The 15,601-nt window shown below is 51.1% G+C and carries 14 protein-coding genes and 1 riboswitch; of the genes, 11 read left to right on the forward strand and 3 right to left on the reverse strand.

The window, feature by feature from the left end; translation table 11 throughout:
- The first annotated feature begins 183 nt into the window (after positions 1-183).
- The 5 genes from JSQ80_RS21295 (at position 184) to JSQ80_RS21315 (ending at position 3,538) form a co-directional block, all read left to right on the forward strand.
- Positions 184-663: a DUF3939 domain-containing protein gene (locus JSQ80_RS21295; protein WP_087432945.1), complete on the forward strand. Its 480-nt coding sequence runs from the start codon at positions 184-186 to the stop codon at positions 661-663.
- Positions 664-780: 117 nt separating this feature from the next.
- The gene (locus JSQ80_RS21300; protein WP_206096596.1) at positions 781-1,185 is read left to right on the forward strand and encodes a DnaJ family domain-containing protein; all 405 of its coding nucleotides are present in this window, start codon (positions 781-783) and stop codon (positions 1,183-1,185) included.
- Positions 1,186-1,318: 133 nt separating this feature from the next.
- Positions 1,319-2,257: a glutaminase A gene (gene glsA / locus JSQ80_RS21305; RefSeq protein WP_087432947.1), complete on the forward strand. Its 939-nt coding sequence runs from the start codon at positions 1,319-1,321 to the stop codon at positions 2,255-2,257.
- Positions 2,258-2,359: 102 nt separating this feature from the next.
- On the forward strand, positions 2,360-2,761 hold the full coding sequence (locus JSQ80_RS21310; protein ID WP_087432948.1) for a YuzC family spore coat inner layer protein: 402 nt from the start codon (positions 2,360-2,362) through the stop codon (positions 2,759-2,761).
- Entirely contained in the window at positions 2,762-3,538 is a 777-nt protein-coding gene (locus JSQ80_RS21315) for a hypothetical protein (RefSeq protein WP_206096597.1), read from the forward strand.
- A gap of 109 nt (positions 3,539-3,647) precedes the next feature.
- On the opposite strand, the gene JSQ80_RS21320 is transcribed toward JSQ80_RS21315, so the two are convergent.
- Positions 3,648-4,280, reverse strand: coding sequence for a nitroreductase family protein (locus JSQ80_RS21320; RefSeq protein ID WP_206096598.1), 633 nt, complete (start codon positions 4,278-4,280; stop codon positions 3,648-3,650).
- A 360-nt stretch (positions 4,281-4,640) separates the two neighbouring features.
- Here JSQ80_RS21320 and JSQ80_RS21325 point away from each other — a divergent pair, with 360 nt between their 5' ends.
- Positions 4,641-5,525 (forward strand): DUF72 domain-containing protein, encoded by an 885-nt coding sequence (locus JSQ80_RS21325; RefSeq protein ID WP_206096599.1) that lies wholly within the window; start codon positions 4,641-4,643, stop codon positions 5,523-5,525.
- Between the two features lie 103 nt (positions 5,526-5,628).
- Here the strand turns inward: JSQ80_RS21325 and JSQ80_RS21330 are convergent, their stop codons facing one another.
- Positions 5,629-6,483: a VOC family protein gene (locus JSQ80_RS21330; protein ID WP_206096600.1), complete on the reverse strand. Its 855-nt coding sequence runs from the start codon at positions 6,481-6,483 to the stop codon at positions 5,629-5,631.
- 242 nt (positions 6,484-6,725) lie between these two features.
- Here JSQ80_RS21330 and JSQ80_RS21335 point away from each other — a divergent pair, with 242 nt between their 5' ends.
- The 3 genes from JSQ80_RS21335 (at position 6,726) to JSQ80_RS21345 (ending at position 10,725) form a co-directional block, all read left to right on the forward strand.
- Positions 6,726-8,276, forward strand: a complete 1,551-nt coding sequence (locus tag JSQ80_RS21335; protein WP_206096601.1) for an ABC-F family ATP-binding cassette domain-containing protein — start codon at positions 6,726-6,728, stop codon at positions 8,274-8,276.
- A 139-nt stretch (positions 8,277-8,415) separates the two neighbouring features.
- Positions 8,416-8,516: riboswitch (purine riboswitch) on the forward strand.
- Between the two features lie 269 nt (positions 8,517-8,785).
- Complete coding sequence (locus tag JSQ80_RS21340) at positions 8,786-9,382, forward strand: xanthine phosphoribosyltransferase (protein WP_087432955.1); 597 nt, start codon at positions 8,786-8,788, stop codon at positions 9,380-9,382.
- Positions 9,379-10,725: a nucleobase:cation symporter-2 family protein gene (locus tag JSQ80_RS21345; RefSeq protein WP_206096602.1), complete on the forward strand. Its 1,347-nt coding sequence runs from the start codon at positions 9,379-9,381 to the stop codon at positions 10,723-10,725. The genes JSQ80_RS21340 and JSQ80_RS21345 overlap by 4 nt, the downstream gene beginning before the upstream one ends.
- Positions 10,726-11,282: 557 nt before the next feature.
- On the opposite strand, the gene JSQ80_RS21350 is transcribed toward JSQ80_RS21345, so the two are convergent.
- A complete protein-coding gene (locus JSQ80_RS21350; RefSeq protein ID WP_206096603.1) occupies positions 11,283-13,553 on the reverse strand; it encodes a helix-turn-helix domain-containing protein in 2,271 nt (756 codons plus the stop codon).
- A gap of 175 nt (positions 13,554-13,728) precedes the next feature.
- Between JSQ80_RS21350 and JSQ80_RS21355 the strand changes: the two genes are divergently transcribed.
- Positions 13,729-14,700 (forward strand): ABC transporter permease, encoded by a 972-nt coding sequence (locus JSQ80_RS21355; protein ID WP_240464218.1) that lies wholly within the window; start codon positions 13,729-13,731, stop codon positions 14,698-14,700.
- A gap of 20 nt (positions 14,701-14,720) precedes the next feature.
- A complete protein-coding gene (locus tag JSQ80_RS21360) occupies positions 14,721-15,596 on the forward strand; it encodes a carbohydrate ABC transporter permease (RefSeq protein WP_206096604.1) in 876 nt (291 codons plus the stop codon).
- Positions 15,597-15,601 lie beyond the last annotated feature (5 nt).

Genomic DNA, 15,601 nt, shown 5'->3' on the forward strand with positions numbered 1-15,601 from the left:
TAGTTTGATGATTCATGTTGGCAGTGATTCACGTCTTGCGGATTTGGTTAAACCTTCCTTAACACACAGTTTGCAGCACATCGTGTGAGCAACAATGATCTATGTTATAATGGATATGTAAACGAATACATTATTCCTGTTTCCATCCGCATGACATAGGAAAACAGAGAGGTGGGTTCAGACATGCGCTGGTTTAAACGTCGGAAACAACAACAGAAGCAACAAATTGCTCCTATACATGTGTCCTTGCAAGACGTAAAAAGAGCGGTGCTCCAGTTCGAGAACGACATGCCTGAACAAATTCAACGCACGACATTGCTGACAGAGGATCAAAGCATTGATCTGAAGCGTATCAGCCGATACCTGGGCGGCGTATCGGATCAGAAGTTCTATATGTCCCGTTATACGTATGAAATTTTCGAAGAGAATGATAAGCTCATCCCTCTTTATTTGGATATGGTTCAGAGCGCGGTTGACGATTATATGGACGAGCATCCGGATCTGCCCGTCATGACCGGTACCCGGAACCGGCAAGTGCATTATGATTTGTTAATGCAGCGGCATTATTTGAAGGAGAAGCCTCCTATCCCGCTTTATCTAACGACCGAGCAGTTCCTGCTTACGCATGAACCGGATTGGCATCGTTCCGAACTGACTCAGTAATAGGTGAAGGACTCTTTTCCCCCAGTGGGATTCGGGTCCTTTTTTGCGCGTAGAAATGATATGCTAATAGAGGTTGTTCAAAAGTCTCTTTTGATCAAGGCAAAGAAGAGGTGCGCCATGGACATCATCGGCTGGATTGCAGAACAGAAGATTCAAGAAGCGCAGAAGGAGGGACAGTTCGATAACCTGGAAGGGCACGGCAAGCCATTGCAGATTAAGGATTTGTCGCATATACCGGAAGACCTCCGCGCGGGCTATATTGTGCTGCGGAATGCTGGCATATTGCCGGAGCCGCTGCAAATGAAGCAAGAGATTGTGCGATTGGAGCAATTGCTTCAAGCTTGTGCCGCTCATAATGACGATTCTCGGCACAGCATCCGCAAGCAATTGAGCGAACGCCGGATCCGGCTGCAAATGCTGATGGAAGAGCGCGGCTGGACACAAAGTTCCGCTTTCCTGCAATATGAAGCAGGTATTAGGAATAAGCTAGCCGAGAAAGAAACGAAGCAGGAAACCGAGTGACAGCCGCAGGCGGGTGAATCGCGCCCGATGAATGGTTCCACTTCGCAAATGACACTCTATAAATGCATGTTCCGGCAGTGAACTGCCTGAGAACCAGGAAACATACTATCAGAAGGAACGGAGCGCGGCACATATGTCTACCTATTGGCAGCAGCTAGAACAAGAGCTTCCCCAGTGGTTGGAGGAGAACAGAAAGGCAGCGGAAAAAGGAGCAGTCGCCACGTATATTCCAGGTTTGGCCAATGCTCCGCGCGATGCGCTATGCATCTCACTGCTTGGCACGCAAGGCGAGCAGGCTCACGCAGGCGATTGCGGCTTGATGTTTACGATGCAGAGCATCTCGAAGGTGTTCTCTCTGCTGCTCGCTCTATTGGATAGCGGAGAGGCTAAGGTGTTCGAGAAGGTAGGCATGGAACCTACCGGCGATGACTTCAATTCGATCTTGAAGCTTGAGCTGGTGGACCCTGGCAAGCCATTCAATCCGTTCATCAATGCAGGCGCGATTGCGATCGCCTCGCTCATTGAAGGTCAAAGTCCGCGCGAGAAGGCGGAACGGATGCTGGAATTTGTGCGCACGTTGGCAGACGATGACACGCTGACATGGAATGAGCACGTGTACGAGTCCGAGAAGGCGACGGCGCATCGCAATCGCTCGCTTGCTTATTTTTTGAAGGATAACGGAATTCTTGAGGATGATGTGGAGCCTACGCTTGAAGTCTATTTTCGCCAATGCGCCATTGAAGTGAATACGACGCAGCTGGCCCGGATGGCGCTCGTGCTGGCCAATCGCGGCTGCGACCCGGTGACGGGAAAATGCTTCATTCCGAGACATTACGTGCAAATCGTCAATTCGTTCATGGTAACGTGCGGCATGTACAATGCCTCCGGCGAATTTGCGATTCAAGTCGGCATTCCGGCGAAGAGCGGAGTATCCGGCGGAATTCTCGCGCTCATTCCGGGACAAATGGGCATCGGGCTTGTCGGCCCTTCGTTGAACGAGAAGGGGAACAGCGTCGCAGGCGTACAACTGCTGGCAGCATTGTCCGAACGCTATGATTGGAGTATTTTTTAAAAAGGGACACATCTTTTTCTTGCTATTCATAGGCTGTCATATAACGTATGTAAGGGAAGGCGACGATTTTACCGATTTTTCCATAAATAAAGGAGTGAAGTCATGTCACCTTATGTGCCAGGAGCCGCTTACCGCATCGGCTCGATTGAGCGCATCGGCCCCGTGCAGCCTGTGCGTCCCGTGTCGCAGCCTCCGATTAGGCCGGATGAATACCCGCCTGTCAACCCGTCGTTATTCGTCACGTCCGCGTCGAACTCTCATCAGCTTGCGCAGCAGGCCGCCAAAGTGCTGGAGCGGATTCGGCAGTCCAAGGAGCTGGCAGGCAACATTATGGACGCCGCGCAGCGCGGCAATGAAACGGAAGTGATCCGGCTTATCCGCGGTGCCGGCGCATCTTCCGTGTTGGCTGTCAAAATTTCCCCCGACGGCATTCAATTGATTTTTAGAACAGAAGAAGCATCGGAGAGCTGCTGTGAGCTCGTCGTGAAGATGCGCTGGAATTGAATGCTCAAGCGCCAGATAGACACCAGAACAGGCGTATCGCTCTCCATTATCGCAGCTCTGCTCATCCTCGTCATCTTTGGTTTGTTTCATATCAGGCATGATCCCGGTCCTTATAAGTATCGATACGAGACATTTACAAGCCAAGAGCGGATCCAGCTTCATATCATCAGAACGGCAGCGGACAATATCGAACCGATCTCGATAGCGACGAACTTGAAGGACAGCGGTTATATGGGAATCAACGCAGGCTTCTTTTACGAAGGGAAGCTGCTCAGTATCGCGATTGTGAATGGTGCCGCCGCAAACGGGGGGCTCGCGGACTATGGCTCCGGCGGGAGCAATGTCAAATATGAACGCGGGACCTTCGTTTTCGACAAACTGGCAAAGAAGTCTTCGATTCAAGTCGTACAAAGCGCAGCGGACATTCAAGTCTTGGACCGGGCGCAGTATTGGGCAGTCGGCGGTGTTAGCATGAGCTTGAACAATCCGCGCTGGAAGGAGCGGGCGGAGCAAGAAGCGCTGCCAGCTATGAATGAGGCCCGCTTGCGTTCCGGCATCCTGCATGATGAAGCGGCAAAAGCATATGCGGTTGTAACCCCGGATCGCGTGACCGCAGAGCAGTTCAGGCAGGCAATACGTGAGTACATGAACATGAAGAGGATTAGTGGAGACGGTATCTTTCTGGACGGCGACGGTTTGGCGCAGTTATATGCGCATGAGCAATACATACGGGGCGATGAGCGCAAGGTGTACGCCATGCTGCGTCTGCTGCAATGAAGATCCCGACTGGAGCAGACTGCACGGCGCGCATAACAAAGAGCGCCTGACCTTGTACAGATCAGACGCTTTGAGGCTGGGGTATGATTGCTATTCGGCTGCAGACGAATTAAAATGTCTCGTGAATGACGGTGCGTTCAACCGGGAAGCGTCCTGAACCATGAGCCGGGGCAGCCGCCTGTCCCAACGTAATCAGCATGACTGGCACGTAGCGGTCAGGGACTTGGAATGTCTTAACGAGCTCATCGCGGTTAAATCCGCCGATAGGACATGTGTCATAGCCTTTTGCTTTGGCAGCAAGCATAAGCTGCATCGCCGCCAAGGAGCCGTTGCGAATCGCCTCCTCGACGCCAATCGTCGCGGAGGACGCGTAAGCGCGTTGAATGTTGCCTATGAGTGTATCGTACACCTGCTGCGTAATCGCGCCGGAGTTCAATGCTTCGCCATAGATTTCGTCTGCCACGAGGCCCGCTTGCGTATCGCCAAGGACGACGATAACGGCAGAGCTGTCGACGATCTGCTGTTGGTTATAGGCAATCGGAAGCATGCGTTGCTTGTTCTCTTCTTCTTGAATGACGAGAAAGCGCCAATGCTGCAAGTTCCACGAAGAAGGCGCCGTGCCGGCTAACTCCAATATTTCGTTCAACTCGGCTTCGGGAATGCGGACATTGGGCACATATTTGCGGACGGAATGGCGGGAACGAATCGTTTCATTTAATGTTGATGTCTGTATATTGTTCATAGGAAGGGATCATCCTTTCGCTTTGTTCATGCTGAATGAGTGCTGCACGCTATTTAAAAGCATGCTTCAAATTATAACTAACTTATAAATAGTAACATGATTAATGTTACTGCTACAATACGCAATTTGAATATTCACTGTGCGTAATGTTAGCTTCCCAAGCCAGTGAAATTGTTATGCTTAAGGCCAAATCATATATCCAAGAAGAATAGTGATTTGCCGCCGCCCGCGAGGATAGCTGATTGCAATGCGCTTGCCAAATGTCGATAATATGTGTAACGGCCTGCCTGCGATGCAGCGAGTCCAAAGCCGCAGCTAAGGTCGATAAGAGCAACGAATAAGACAGCGGAGAGGATAGGTATGCCATATAACGAAAATGAAGCAAATACGGAGCAGCGAATTCAGATTGGTCTGGCTGGATGGGGAGATCATGATGCCATATATGAGCAAGGAACGAAAGCTAACGAAAAGCTTGGCGTGTATGGATCGCATTTTCCGCTGGTGGAGCTTGATAGCTCGTTCTATGCGGTGCCGACGCCAGATCGCATGATAAGCTGGAGCGAACAAACGCCGGAGCGGTTCGGCTTCATCGTCAAGGCTTATCAAGGCATGACCGGACATTCACGGGGAAAGATTCCGTTCGATGATGCGAAGACGATGTTTCAGGTGTTCCGGGAAGCAGCGGAGACGCTTCATGCAGAGGGCAAGCTGAAGGCAGTCTTATTCCAATACCCGCCATGGTTCAACTGTGTGCGCAAACATGTAGACACGTTGCGCCGGACGAGAGAGTGGATGGACGGCTTGCCGCTGGCATTGGAATTTCGCCATCAGAGCTGGTTCACTCCCGACATGCGCGGGCGAACACTCGCTTTTATGCGGGAAGAAGGCTGGATTCACAGCGTGTGCGACGAACCGCAGGTGGGCGAAGGCTCTGTGCCTACCGTGCTTGAACCGACGCATGACGGAGCCACGATGGTGCGCTTGCACGGTCGCAACGCTTCCGGTTGGCAATCGTCTGGCCAGCCGAACTGGCGGGAAGTCCGTTATTTGTACCGGTATTCGGAACAAGAGCTGGCGGAATGGAAGCAGCATCTGCATACCTTGCTGCAATCGACCAAGCAATGCTGGGTCATCTTCAACAACAATTCAGGCGGTGACGCAGCTTCCAATGCGAAGCAGCTTATGAAGATGCTGCATATGAATGTTCCGCCGATGCCGCTGGAGCAGATGACACTATTTGAATGATATAAAGGGAAAAATAAGTAAAGTAAGCAAAAGCCCGGTCATAACGATCGGGCTTTTGCTCATCTTAGACAGCCTTCCCATTTATGCTGGGAAGGCTGTTTTGTCAGCGGGATGCAAGCAATTGAATGCGATTGCCTGAAGGATCGATCGCGAACAGAAGCTCGTTCTCTGTCTTCACGGGCGCTCCGATCTCCGCTAACCGTTGCAGAACTTGCTGGCGTTCAGCGTCACCGGGCAATACGAGGGAGAACCATTTCAACCCGATGCTGCCTGGAGCGGGCTCAGGAGCTCCTTCGCCGTTCCACGTGTTAAGCCCGATATGGTGGTGATATCCGCCGGCCGAGACGAACAGTGCCCGATTGCGAAACGGGATCGTAATGTCCATTCCCAGTCCATCGCAGTAGAACGTCTTCGCCGCCTGTAAATCTGCGACGTGCAAATGGATATGACCGATTATCGTTCCGGACGGAAGACCGGTCCATGGCGTATCATCAGCCGCGGCCAACAGCCCGTCTCCATCAAGCGGATCGCTGACGAAAGGCAGCTCGCCGTCGCGCCATACCCATTCCGATCGCGGACGATCCGCATAAAGCTCGATTCCATTTCCATCAGGGTCGGATAGATAGAGCGCTTCGCTGAATTGGTGGTCTGCCGCGCCTTGCAGCGGATAACCCGTATGCAGCAAATGGGTGAGTGTACGCGCTAAATCCGCGCGGCTCGGCACTAACAAGGCCAAATGATACAAGCCGGTGGTGCGCGGCTGCTTAGGCTGTGGCTGTGCTTGCTGCTCGATGATTAATATGGCCTGCTTCCCGTCGGCGGTCAGCTCAGCGACGCGATCTTGCTGGCGGAGCAATTGCAGCCCGATGACTTCGCGATAAAAAGGCAAGGAGCGCGCCAGATCGGAAACATATAAATGAACGTGACCAATGTGAGTGTCTGTAGCATGTATATTCATTTGTTATCGTCCCTCCATATTCAATTAGTGTAACGAGACACTAAAGGATTGATACTGACATTATAAACTATAATAAAGAAAGTTACTATATTAAATTCAATAATATGATTATAATCTTTTTCTTGACAAGTTGCTAATCCTAAAGGAAGATCGGAGAAGTTATGTTCGTTTCCGGACGGCCTGTTGTACGCATCAGGGAACGAATAAGATGAGATGATTGTGATAGGAGAACTGAACACGTTATGAGTTTATTGACGGTAGAAGAGTTAGGTCACAGCTATGGCGGACGCGAACTGTTTAATGATGTATCCTTCCGTCTTCTGCCGGGAGAGCATGTCGGTCTGGTGGGCGCGAATGGTGCAGGCAAATCGACGTTAATGAATATTTTGACCGGACAAGTATTGAAGGATAACGGCAAAGTCGAGTGGACTCCGAAGGTTCGTTACGGATACTTGGATCAGCATACGAAGCTGACGCCGGGCAAGACGATTCGTGAAGTGCTGCAGGACGCGTTCCTTCCGTTGTATGAAATGGAAAAAGAAATGATGGGCATCGCCGATCAGATGGCGGAGGCCGATCCGGATACGCTTGAGCAGCTGCTCGAACGGATGGGTGAGATACAAGAGGAATTGGATCATAGCGGCTTCTATATGCTTGATGTGAAGGTGGAAGAGACGGCAAACGGTCTTGGCCTCGGCGCAATCGGCATCGATCGGGATGTGGCGAGCTTAAGCGGTGGTCAGCGGACGAAGGTCTTGCTTGCCAAGCTGCTGTTGGAGCAGCCGAATGTGTTGCTCTTGGACGAGCCGACCAACTATTTGGATGTGGAGCATATCGGTTGGCTAACGAACTATTTGCAAAATTATCCGTATGCCTTTGTGCTGATTTCCCACGATACGGAATTTATGAATAAGATCGTGAACGTGATTTATCATTTGGAATTTGCCAAATTGACGCGTTATACGGCGAACTATGAGAAATTCCTGGAAATGGCTGAAATTAATAAAAATCAACATATTAGCGCTTATGAAAAGCAGCAAGAGTATATCAAGAAGCAGGAAGATTTCATTCAGCGCAACAAAGCGCGGTATTCGACATCCAGTCGTGCCAAGAGCCGCGAGAAGCAGCTGGAGCGGCTGGAGCGCATCGATCGGCCGGAGGAAGCGGTCAAGCCGACGTTTGTGTTCAAGGAATCCCGTGCCAGCGGCCGTCTCATCGTCGAATCGAAAAAGTTGCAGGTCGGTTACGATCGCGCGCTGCTGCCGGAACTGAACTTTACGATTGAACGCGGGGACAAAATTGCGATCGTCGGCTGCAACGGAGTCGGCAAATCGACGCTTCTGAAGACGATGTTGGGCGTCATTAAGCCGTATGGCGGAGAGGTGTACTTGGGAGATTTCTTGTACCCGTCTTATTTTGAGCAAGAAGTAAAAGCGCCGGCAGGCACGCCCATAGATGAAGTGTGGAATGCCTTCCCGCACATGAACCAGCACGAAGTGCGGGCCGCGCTTGCGCGCTGCGGGCTGAAGAACGAGCATATTACCCGTCAGCTCCGCATGTTGAGCGGGGGAGAGCAGGCGAAGGTGCGTCTATGCAAGCTGCTGATGAATGAAAGCAATTGGATCGTCTTCGACGAACCGACGAACCATTTGGACGTCGTTGCGAAAGTAGAATTGCAGCGCGCGCTGAAGGAATATAAAGGAACCGTTCTGCTCGTATGCCACGAGCCTGATTTCTATGAAGGCTGGGTATCAAAGGTATGGGACGTCGAGCAGTGGTCGATGAATCAGTAAGGATATGGGAAATGAAAGAAGGTTAGATTTTTTCAGAAATTTCTACTTTCTTTCAATCCTATCTTGATGTATACTACACAAACAACAGATGTAATAAGGCGATTGTTTAATCGAGGGATTGTTGCCCTTATTGAACAGCGTACAATATCGATGTTTTACTCGTATATGTGCAGGAATAGGCTTGCGCGTCTCTACCCGATCACCGGAAATGATTGGACTACGGGGAACCTGAACGTGAATGTCTCATTGACGAGACGGCTTACAGGCCTGCGTCATATGGCATCATTCACGATCCTTCTCTTCGCTCTCCTAAGCAAGAGATATGGTTCATTAATAATGGAAATGAGAATGCTTCTGGATGAGACATGCCGCTGATGTCGGTGACTCATCCTTATAACGGAGCTTCCGTCGTCATTTAACCCGGTCTGGCTATTTCCGCTTAGGAAATCAATAGATCGGGTTTTTGTGTATTTTGCGAGTCCAACATAAGACATAAGGGGGAGCCTTCTGTGAAACGACTTCAAGAGAAAGTGATGCAAGAAGGATTAGTTCTGAGCGACCAAGTATTGAAAGTAGATTCTTTTTTGAACCATCAGATGGATCCGGTGTTGATGTACGAAGTAGGGAAAGAATTCGTTCGCCGTTACGCAGGCGAAAAGATTACGAAGGTGCTTACGATAGAATCCTCGGGCATTGCGCCTGGCCTCATGGCAGCATTGGAGCTCAATGTGCCGCTCATCTTTGCCCGCAAGCAGAAATCGTTGACCTTGCGTGACGATATTCTGGTTGAGAAGGTCTATTCGTTTACGAAGCAAGAAAGCAATGAAGTAACCGTATCGAAAAAATATTTGTCTGCGGACGATCGCGTATTGATTATTGACGATTTCCTGGCAAACGGCGAGGCGGCCTCCGGCTTGGCGCGCATTGTGGAACAAGTCGGCGCTGCCGTAGTCGGGTTTGGCATCGTGATCGAGAAGTCGTTCCAACCGGGACGCAGCATGCTGCTTGATGCCGGATATCGTGTGGAGTCTCTCGTTCGTGTCGCTTCTCTTCATGACGGCAAAGTAAGCTTTGTGGAAGAGGAGCAGGAGGTGCCGGCTCAATGAGCAAGGTTGACAACCATGTCTTCCAGCGCAACCGCCATCCGCTGCAGACGTTCTCGCTCGGCCTGCAGCACGTGCTCGCGATGTACGCAGGCGCGGTCATCGTGCCGATTATTGTCGGGAGCGCGCTTGGCTTTACTTCAGAGCAATTAACGTACCTTATTGGAATCGACCTGTTAATGTGCGGCATCGCTACCTTGCTGCAGGTGTTCACGAACCGCTTCACCGGTATAGGGATGCCCGTCGTGCTAGGCTGCGCGTTCCAGGCGGTTACGCCGATGATTGCGATTGGCAGTGATTTTGGCATTCCGTATATATATGGCTCCATTATTGCGATGGGCCTGTTCGTCGTCCTCTTCGGCGGACTGTTCGGCAAGCTGATTCGCTTGTTCCCGCCTGTAGTCACGGGCTCGGTCGTTACGATTATCGGGGTGACGCTTATACCGGTCGCTTTCAATGATCTGGGGGGCGGACAAGGGAGTCCCGATTTCGGCAACCCGGAAAATTTGCTGCTCGGCTTCGGAGTGCTTATTTTCATCGTCGTTATGAATAAATTTTCGACAGGGTTCTTGCGCGCGATCTCGATTCTAGTCGGACTGGTCGTCGGAACGATCGCTGCAGGGCTTATGGGAAAAGTCGATTTTACGCCGGTAATGGAAGCGGGCTGGTTCCATGCGGTACAGCCATTCTATTTCGGCACTCCAAAATTCAATGTCACGGCCGTGCTGACGATGATTATTGTCGCCATGGTCAATATTGCTGAATCAACCGGTGTCTTCATGGCGCTCGGCAAAATATTGAACCGCGATCTGGATGGCAAGGATTTGGCGCGCGGCTATCGCGCGGAAGGGCTCGCGATTATGATCGGCGGCGTGTTCAACGCCTTCCCATACACAACCTATTCGCAGAACGTCGGCCTCATCCAGATGAGCCGCGTGAAGACGCGCGATGTTATCGTCGTGGCTGGCGGCCTGCTCGTCCTGCTCGGCTTCGTGCCGAAGTTTGCAGCGTTGGCGCAGCTCATCCCGCACTCTGTATTGGGCGGGGCAATGGTGGCCATGTTCGGTATGGTCGTATCGAGCGGTCTGCGCATGCTCGGTTCGCAGGTCGATATGAACCGTCACGAGAACCTGATCATTATCGCTTGCTCGGTCGGTATGGGACTCGGCGTAACGGTCGTTCCCGAAATATTCGAGAGCTTGCCGGATACGCTTCGCATACTGACCGACAACGGCATCGTGGCCGGCACGTTTACGGCGCTCCTCTTGAACGTGCTGTTCAACGGCCTGAAGCAACCGTCAGTCAAGGCGGAGGATCACCATGATGAAAAGCCGCACGTGGCTTAATACCGGTACATGTATGGAAGACAGCCCGTACCTCTGAGGAGGACGGGCTGTTGTTGTGTATATTAAGGCGGTGTAAACACTGTATATTTTCCAATGGGCGATAGGTTGGTACAGGTTACCTCGAAAGGCACTCAACTCTTTATAGCTTACCCTCCTCTCAAACCTTTTCATTTTGGATGCTTTTCCAGCGTTTTGTCCCATAACAAATTTTGTGTCACAAGATAACTACGGTGTCTATCTATGTCTTGTGTTCAATCTCCCTCCGGCTCAGAAACCAATGAAAATGTAGATCTGACATATGGACTCATCGAAGTACAAAATACAGAACCAGTAATTTCTGAGGTGAAGGGTGCTAAGATGATGAATTGGGATAGTTGCTGTGGGAAGTGTGTTGCAAACCGAATGTTCTGAGTAGGCGATACTGCCTGAGGCTAAAGGAGAATGGAGCAAAAGGGGAATTGGTGAGATGAAATGGGTCGACCTGTGAAGCGAAAAAAAAGAACCGCGGGAAGCGGTTGTAGAAAAAGCAAGGCGGGCGGTGACAGGCTGGCGTTCAGTCAGTCGGGCATGGCGTCGATTTTTTTACGGTATTCTCCTGGGCTGAGGCCGGTTGTGTTTTTGAACATGCGTATAAAGGAGTTCACATTGTGATAACCGACACGCGCCGCCACGTCAAGGATTTTCAGATCCGGCTGCCGCAGGAGGCGCTTCGCTTGCCTGATGCGCACATCGTTCACATATTGGCTGAATTTCATGCCGGTCTTTTCTTTAAAATACGAGGATACATACCCGCTGGTCAGCTTCAGTTCATCGGCGATGGAGTCAAGCGAAATATTCTCGCCGAAATGCTCTTCGATATATTGCTTCACGAATTTCGTCACGGCATCTTCCTCTTGCACGCTTTGGGCAATCTGAGCGGCGGCATCATACAGGAAAGCGAGCAAGTAGTTACGCATTCTGTCCACATGGTATCCTCTTTTGATAGGGTCCCAGTCCGTGAACTTCGCCTTTACCGCTTCCGTCGGCAAGTTGTGGGCAGAGAGGCATTTGTATGCGGCATGGCAGCAATCATCCGTGAAACGCTGGATGTCTTCCGCCGTCGCGCGCCTATCATGGAACCGGCGCAATATTTTGTCCAGCCACGATTTCACGGCATCTTCGTTCCCGCTTACCAGCACGGCGTTCAGCTGCTGCTCCTCCTGGCCTGTCATGGATATCTTATCTTGCGGCAACGACGCGAGGATGAGCTCCGTATCCTCATGAAACAGGCGCTGCCGAGCCATGCAGAGCGTTTCCTCATAGGCAGTATTGAATTCGGCGGATGAGGCATATGCGGAGCTGATGGCGATTGTAAAAAACAAATATTGTTTATCATGGTCGAATACCTGCTTGAGCGCGCGGGCAGCCTCTTCGGGCGCTTCTTCCCCTTCGCGCAGCATAATTAAGGCGACAATCTGATCTCGTTCCATCTGAAAGACGAGCGCTTCCTCGTATTTGGCCGATAAGGACGATTGGATGAATTCCATCACGAAATAGGCAGCGCGTCCAGTGGAAGCTTCGGACGTCCAGTCGAGGCTCTGCTTCCGGTGCAGCTTGAACAGCGCCAGGCGGTATGGGCGTTCTTCCTGCAGCAGTTCTTGGAAATCAGCGTTTCGCGTATGAATCATTTTTAACTTGTTCGTGTAAAAATAGTGGCGCAACAGGGAGTTTTTCCGTATCAGATCGCGATTCAGGCTTTGATTGCTCTCGAGCAGCTGCTGCACGTTTGAACCGATTTCCTCCAACTCCATGATCCCTTTATATTTGAGCGCGTCCGCCCGTTTCAATTGGATCGTCCGCAGGAGACTGCGAATCGGTTGATGGATGCGCATGCTGAACCAGACGGAAGCCGTCAATCCGATGACGAGCACGAGCGCGAGAATGCCGGCCAGCATCCAATTAAGCTTGGCGAGTTGAGCTGAGAGGCTGGACGCAGAGATAACGTTCACATATATGGATCCGGTGGCGGCTCCTTTTAAGTAGAAGAAAAACGAGTCTCCACTGGTAACGTATCCTTGGTTCTTCCGATAAGCCGCCATTACTTGCTCCGTATCGAAATGATCTGCGGTGCCGAACAAGAGGGAGCCTGCGTCCGGGGACAGAATGCCAAAGCCATCCGAGACCGGCGGCTGATAGGCGCGAAGGAACGCGTCCGCGTCAAGGAAGGCGCTTGCATAAAAATGCCGCTGCAGCTTGTTCTTGACGATGAGCGGCATGAGATTTCCTTTGCGCAGCGTCTGACTTACGTTGTTCTCCGAGAATTCTCTCGCTGGGAACAGCCGGGTGGCCTCCGATCGGTTGAACTGTGCCATCCAGAAGGAAGGGGAATAATCGCTGCTTGCGTAGAACTTTCCATACATCTGTTGCGGTGTGTTGATTCCGTCCTTCTCGATGACGAGCTTCGGTTCGTGGTACGTAATGGCAATGTTGTCTACATAGGGATAGAAGCTGGCAGACATTTTTTTGAGTTGAATCCGGATGTGGTCGGCGATGTCGTACCGGATGCGGTCGACGTTCAGCGCAAACGAGGAAACGGCATCGTCCATGTATAAATTCAACATCGATGTCGTCAACATGCCGATCTGCCGCTCATAGTTATCAACGGCATGCTGCAGGTCCGCTTTATTATAACGGATGATTTCATCCTGCATGAGGGAACGGAAGAACGCAAACGACAGCATGTGGAATGACAGCAGCAGCACAATGATGACCAAAAAGCTTGCCAGCAATTGCATGAACAGGGATCGTCTCTGGGGCTTGCTCCATTTGAACGATAGCGCGCGCGGCATGGGTTCCTCCTTTTCCAAAATGATGAAGAATGAATTGCACTATTATGGTAGGTGCGATCGCAGTTCTCCACAATATTCTTTTTTTCTTATTTATATGCCGATGTTCGGATTTCAGCGAATTCGCAGATGGAGCGGAAACTTTGCCGATAGCCAGGAGGCGCCGCTTTCGAATACGATGTCGTTGTCACGAAATGGTCACGAGAGGAGGATATGCGAAATCAGACACATCCGCGTCCGGTCTGAGAAGAACCTGCTGCGCAAGCTCAATCAGACCAAATATTTATGGCTGCTGTTTCTGCCTTGTTTGCTGTATTACGCCGTGTTCAAGTACGCCCCTATGTTCGGCATCATCATTTCGTTTAAAGATTACAATTTGTTCAAAGGCATTCAAGAGAGCGCTTGGGTCGGATGGAAATATTACCGGATGTTTTTTGAGAATCCCGATTTCATGAAGCTGATGCGCAACACCTTGCTGCTCGGCGTGTACAACTTGGTGTTCGGATTCCCGGCGCCGATTGCATTGGCCGTGCTGCTGAACGAGGTGAAGCATTCGTTTTTCAAGCGCTTCGTGCAAACGGTAAGCTATTTGCCGCACTTCATTTCCAACGTGGTCGTCGCATCGATGGTAGTCATGTTCTTGTCGCCGACTGGGGGCATTCTCCACGAGCTGTTGAAATGGTTCGGCGCATCCAATGCGAATGTGATGATGGAGCCTGAATGGTTCCGTACCGTGTATGTCGCCTCGGAAATTTGGCAGCATGCCGGTTGGGAAACGATTATTTATTTGGCGGCGCTTACGACGATCGACCCTGTGCTGTACGAAGCGGCCGGCATGGACGGAGCGGGAAGGTTCCGCAAGCTGTGGCATGTCACTTTGCCCGGGATTCGGCCGGCGATTATCATTCTGCTCATTTTGAATATTGGCAAGGTGGTTGAAATCGGATTCGAAAAGGTGTTTCTGCTCTACAATCCAGCCACTTATGAAACCGCTGACATTATCGGCACCTATGTATATCGGGTCGGACTCGTGCAAGGAAATTACAGCTACGCAACGGCGATTGATCTGTTCATGGGCATGATTAGCCTTGTATTCGTCGTGGCAGCCAATACGATTAGCCGCAGGGTCGGAAATACAAGTATCTGGTAAAAAAGGAGGTGGTATGCGTCATGAGACGATTTCCCAAAAGAATCAGTCTGTTTCAATGCATGAATGCACTCATCCTGACAATCGTCGTCGTTGTCACATTGTACCCGTTTATTTACATGGCTGTCATCTCCGTGAGCGGCGATATATATGTCATGAGAGGCGAAGTGTTTCTCTGGCCCAAAGGCTTCAACCTAAAAATGTACAGTCTCGTTCTAGGCGATTTGTCTATTTTGCAGGCCTACTTGAATACGATTATATACACCGTGCTCGGAACGGTCATCGCACTGGCCATCACGTCGGCGGGGGCGTATGCGCTATCCCGCAGCGACATGGTGTTCAACAAAGGATTTACGTTGATGGTTATCTTTACGTTGTTCTTCAGCGGCGGCATGATTCCCTCTTTTCTGGTGGTCAAGGAGCTTGGCATTATCGATACGGTCTGGGCGATGGTGCTGCCTGGCGCGGTAAGCACGTGGAATTTGATCATCATGCGCACTTTTTTTGCCAATATACCGAAGGAGCTTGAAGAGTCCGGCAAGATGGACGGTCTGAATGACCTCGGCTTGTTCTTCCGCATCGCGGTTCCGCTGTCCAAAGCCTCGTTCGCCACGATCGGCTTGTTTTATGCGGTATCGCTCTGGAACAATTTCTATTTTCCGCTGTTATATTTGCGCGATCCGGGGCTGTTTCCGCTGCAGGTCCTGCTGCGCAATCTGGTGCTGGCAGGGCAGGTGATGTCGGGGGACGTCACGCAAATCGGGGGTGATCAGCTCATTGTGGAGGAGTCGCTGAAGTACGCGACGATTATGGTATCGACACTGCCGATATTGCTCGTGTATCCGTTCTTGCAAAAATATTTTGTGAAGGGCGCGCTCATTGGCGCGGTTAAAGGGTGAGACAG

The organism is Paenibacillus apiarius (assembly GCF_017052585.1).
Taxonomy (GTDB): Bacteria; Bacillota; Bacilli; order Paenibacillales; family Paenibacillaceae; genus Paenibacillus_B; species Paenibacillus_B apiarius.

Excerpts from the sequence above, each read along its gene's own strand:
- JSQ80_RS21310 (WP_087432948.1), top strand. The coding sequence starts at position 2,360 with ATGTCACCTTATGTGCCAGGAGCCGCTTACCGCATCGGCTCGATTGAG.
- JSQ80_RS21320 (WP_206096598.1), bottom strand. The coding sequence starts at position 4,280 with ATGAACAATATACAGACATCAACATTAAATGAAACGATTCGTTCCCGC.
- glsA (WP_087432947.1), top strand. The coding sequence starts at position 1,319 with ATGTCTACCTATTGGCAGCAGCTAGAACAAGAGCTTCCCCAGTGGTTG.
- JSQ80_RS21355 (WP_240464218.1), top strand. The coding sequence starts at position 13,729 with ATGTCGTTGTCACGAAATGGTCACGAGAGGAGGATATGCGAAATCAGA.
- JSQ80_RS21360 (WP_206096604.1), top strand. The coding sequence starts at position 14,721 with ATGAGACGATTTCCCAAAAGAATCAGTCTGTTTCAATGCATGAATGCA.
- JSQ80_RS21295 (WP_087432945.1), top strand. The coding sequence starts at position 184 with ATGCGCTGGTTTAAACGTCGGAAACAACAACAGAAGCAACAAATTGCT.
- JSQ80_RS21315 (WP_206096597.1), top strand. The coding sequence starts at position 2,762 with ATGCTCAAGCGCCAGATAGACACCAGAACAGGCGTATCGCTCTCCATT.
- JSQ80_RS21345 (WP_206096602.1), top strand. The coding sequence starts at position 9,379 with ATGAGCAAGGTTGACAACCATGTCTTCCAGCGCAACCGCCATCCGCTG.
- JSQ80_RS21335 (WP_206096601.1), top strand. The coding sequence starts at position 6,726 with ATGAGTTTATTGACGGTAGAAGAGTTAGGTCACAGCTATGGCGGACGC.
- JSQ80_RS21325 (WP_206096599.1), top strand. The coding sequence starts at position 4,641 with ATGCCATATAACGAAAATGAAGCAAATACGGAGCAGCGAATTCAGATT.
- JSQ80_RS21350 (WP_206096603.1), bottom strand. The coding sequence starts at position 13,553 with ATGCCGCGCGCGCTATCGTTCAAATGGAGCAAGCCCCAGAGACGATCC.
- JSQ80_RS21300 (WP_206096596.1), top strand. The coding sequence starts at position 781 with ATGGACATCATCGGCTGGATTGCAGAACAGAAGATTCAAGAAGCGCAG.
- JSQ80_RS21330 (WP_206096600.1), bottom strand. The coding sequence starts at position 6,483 with ATGAATATACATGCTACAGACACTCACATTGGTCACGTTCATTTATAT.